2 rRNA genes are annotated in these 3527 nt (G+C 54.9%); both read left to right on the top strand.

The annotated features are described in order from the left end of the window. Positions 1 to 542: ribosomal RNA gene (locus OK351_RS17785) — 16S ribosomal RNA — on the top strand; the annotation flags it as partial. Between the two features lie 616 nt (positions 543 to 1158). Continuing rightward, a 23S ribosomal RNA gene (locus OK351_RS17780) occupies positions 1159 to 3527 on the top strand; the annotation flags it as partial.

The raw sequence follows: 3527 nt of genomic DNA, 5'->3' as shown, positions 1-3527 counted from the left end.
CGCCTCAGAGATGGGGTTTCCCTTCGGGGCTGGTTCACAGGTGGTGCATGGTTGTCGTCAGCTCGTGTCGTGAGATGTTGGGTTAAGTCCCGCAACGAGCGCAACCCTCGTTCCATGTTGCCAGCGGGTTATGCCGGGGACTCATGGGAGACTGCCGGGGTCAACTCGGAGGAAGGTGGGGATGACGTCAAATCATCATGCCCCTTATGTCTTGGGCTTCACGCATGCTACAATGGCCGGTACAATGGGTTGCGATACTGTGAGGTGGAGCTAATCCCTAAAAGCCGGTCTCAGTTCGGATTGGGGTCTGCAACTCGACCCCATGAAGTCGGAGTCGCTAGTAATCGCAGATCAGCAACGCTGCGGTGAATACGTTCCCGGGCCTTGTACACACCGCCCGTCAAGTCACGAAAGTTGGTAACACCCGAAGCCGATGGCCTAACCACCTTGTGTGGGGGGAGTCGTCGAAGGTGGGACTGGCGATTGGGACTAAGTCGTAACAAGGTAGCCGTACCGGAAGGTGCGGCTGGATCACCTCCTTTCTAAGGAGCTAACCATTAGTTGGTTGCCCATTTCCGTCACGAGTGTTGTCGGGTGGGTTGCTCATGGGTGGAATATCAATGAACTCAATACCGGTAAAGCATGTCTGCGTGTCCTTCCTCCGTGTGGGGGTTGGTGGTGGGTGTGGGGTGTTGGCTATGGCCGTGTGGTTGCCGTGTGCTTCCTAGTACGCATGTTCTGTCCCTGTTGTGGGGGTGGGGGTGTTGGAAAGGGGGTGTGTGGTGGGTGTGCGGTGTTGTGGTTTGGTGCGCTGTTGGGTTTTGAGGCAACAAGCTCTCATGCTGTGTCATGGCGGGTGGTTGTTCCGGAATGTGTTTCCGGGGTGGTCGCTTGGTTGTGGTGGGTGTGGGGTTCTTGGTGTGTCTTTTTCCTGTGTCCCTGGTGGATGGGTGGGCCCCCCTTTTTGTTGTGGGGGTGTGCTTGTTGGTTGCCGGGGGTGTGGGGTTGTTGTTTGGGAACTGTATAGTGAACGCGAGCATCTTATAGAACGGGATGAACCGCATGCTTTTGGGTGTGGTGTGTTTGTCCTTGTTTTGTGATTTTGTTGATTGTTTTGTTGCTCAAAATGTTTTTGAGGCGTTTTTGACATGTTTGTTGTTGAAAGTTTTTAAGGGCGCACGGTGGATGCCTTGGCATCAGGAGCCGATGAAGGACGTGGGAATCTGCGATAAGCCTGGTGGAGTCGATAACCGGACGTTGAGGCCAGGATTTCCGAATGGGGAAACCCCGCACCATGTTATGTGGTGTGACCCGTGACTGAATGTATAGGTTGCGTGGAGGGAACGCGGGGAAGTGAAACATCTCAGTACCCGCAGGAAGAGAAAACAATAGTGATTCCGTTAGTAGTGGCGAGCGAACGCGGATGGGGCTAAACCGGTTGGTGTGTGATAGCGGATAGGCGTTGCATCACCGGGGTTGTGGGGCTTATATGTGCTGACCCTATCTGGTTGGCGGAGCGAGGTGCGGGCGTATAGGTGAATCGGTTGGAATGCCGGACCGGAGAGGGTGATAGTCCCGTAGGTGTAATGCGTGCCGCCGTTCTTGTATAGGTACCCGAGTAGCACGGGGCTCGAGGAATCCCGTGTGAATCTGCCAGGACCACCTGGTAAGCCTGAATACTACCTGATGACCGATAGTGAATCAGTACCGTGAGGGAATGGTGAAAAGTACCCCGGGAGGGGAGTGAAATAGTACCTGAAACCGTGTGCTTACAAACCGTCAGGGCATGGGCTTGTCCCGTGTGATGGCGTGCCTTTTGAAGAATGAGCCTGCGAGTTAGTGCTGTGTCGCGAGGTTAACCCGTGTGGGGAAGCCGTAGCGAAAGCGAGTCTGAATAGGGCGTTTTAGTGGCACGGTCTAGACCCGAAGCGAAGTGATCTACCCATGGCCAGGTTGAAGCGCGTGTAAGAGCGTGTGGAGGACCGAACCCACTTCAGTTGAAAATGGAGGGGATGAGCTGTGGGTAGGGGTGAAAGGCCAATCAAACTTCGTGATAGCTGGTTCTCCCCGAAATGCATTTAGGTGCAGCGTTGCGTGTTTCTTACTGGAGGTAGAGCTACTGGATAGGCGATGGGCCCTACAAGGTTACTGACCTTAGCCAAACTCCGAATGCCGGTAAGTCAGAGCGTAGCAGTGAGACTGTGGGGGATAAGCTTCATGGTCGAGAGGGAAACAGCCCAGAACGCCAACTAAGGCCCCTAAGCGTGTGCTAAGTGGAAAAGGATGTGGAGTTGCTGTGACAACCAGGAGGTTGGCTTAGAAGCAGCCATCCTTGAAAGAGTGCGTAATAGCTCACTGGTCAAGTGATTCCGCGCCGATAATGTAGCGGGGCTCAAGCACACCGCCGAAGTTGCGTCATCCAGGTGTTTCATAGGCCTTTGTGGTCCAGTGGCCTGGATGGGTAGGGGAGCGTCGTGTGGCCGGTGAAGTCGCGGTGGAAACCAGCGGTGGAGGCTACACGAGTGAGAATGCAGGCATGAGTAGCGAATGACGGGTGGGAAACCCGTCCGCCGAATGATCAAGGGTTCCAGGGTCAAGTTAATCTGCCCTGGGTTAGTCGGGGCCTAAGGCGAGGCCGACAGGCGTAGTCGATGGATAACGGGTTGATATTCCCGTACCGGCGAAGGACCGCCCATACTGAGCAGTTGATGCTAACCACCTCCAAGCACGGCGTATGGCACCTTCGGGTGTTGTTGTTGTGTGCGGGGCTGGGAACCGAGGCTGTGAGGTCAGCGTATTAACAGGTGTGACGCAGGAAGGTAGCCGAGCCAGGCAATGGAATTGACCTGGTCCAAGGGTGTAGGCCGAACGGTAGGCAAATCCGCCGTTCATGATGGTTGAGACCTGATAGGCGCCCACTTTGGTGGGTGATTCGGTGATCCTATGCTGCCTAGAAAAGCATCGGCGCGAGGTCCCAGTCCGCCCGTACCCGAAACCGACACAGGTGATCAGGTAGAGAATACCAAGGCGATCGAGAGAATCATGGTTAAGGAACTCGGCAAAATGCCCCCGTAACTTCGGAAGAAGGGGGGCCTGCCCCGTGAGGAAGACTTGCTCTTCTGTTGCGGGTGTGGGCCGCAGAGACCAGTGGGAAGCGACTGTTTACTAAAAACACAGGTCCGTGCGAAGTCGCAAGACGATGTATACGGACTGACTCCTGCCCGGTGCTGGAAGGTTAAGAGGACCGGTTAGCGCGCTTGCGTGCGAAGCTGAGAATTTAAGCCCCAGTAAACGGCGGTGGTAACTATAACCATCCTAAGGTAGCGAAATTCCTTGTCGGGTAAGTTCCGACCTGCACGAATGGAGTAACGACTTCCCAGCTGTCTCAACCATGAACTCGGCGAAATTGCAGTACGAGTAAAGATGCTCGTTACGCGCAGCAGGACGGAAAGACCCCGAGACCTTTACTATAGTTTGGTATTGGTGTTCGGTGCAGCTTGTGTAGGATAGGTGGGAGACTGTGAAGC

It is taken from the genome of Glutamicibacter sp. MNS18, from assembly GCF_026107515.2.
In the GTDB taxonomy this organism is placed as follows: Bacteria; Actinomycetota; Actinomycetes; order Actinomycetales; family Micrococcaceae; genus Glutamicibacter.
The sequence above is the reverse complement of the archived record's forward strand: the minus strand, read 5'-3'. Positions and strand labels throughout refer to the sequence as shown.